Raw genomic sequence first — 291 nt, 5'->3', positions numbered from 1 at the left:
TCGGCGGCGTGCAGATCGACTATGGCGGCAACAAGCTGGTCGCCCAGCGCGTGGTGTACAACCGCGACACCAAGCGCCTCGTCGCCAGCGGCGCCGTCGAGCTGATCAACAGCGACGGCACCAAGATCAACTCCGACCATATCGACATCACCGACGATTTCGCCGACGGCTTCGTCAACGCGCTGCGTGTCGAGACGGTCGAGAAGGCTTATTTCGCTGCCGAGAGCGGCGAGCGCATGGGCGGCGTGCTGACGACGTTCCACAACGGCATCTACACCGCATGCGAGCCTT

Annotated in this window: 1 pseudogene; it reads left to right on the top strand. The window is 63.6% G+C overall.

From position 1 onward, the window contains the following. A pseudogene (locus EN804_RS36470) lies at positions 1 to 291 on the top strand (LPS-assembly protein LptD); the annotation flags it as partial.

This window comes from Mesorhizobium sp. M8A.F.Ca.ET.161.01.1.1, assembly GCF_004792105.1.
Classification (GTDB): domain Bacteria; phylum Pseudomonadota; class Alphaproteobacteria; order Rhizobiales; family Rhizobiaceae; genus Mesorhizobium.
This window is presented reverse-complemented; position numbering and strand designations above follow the sequence as displayed.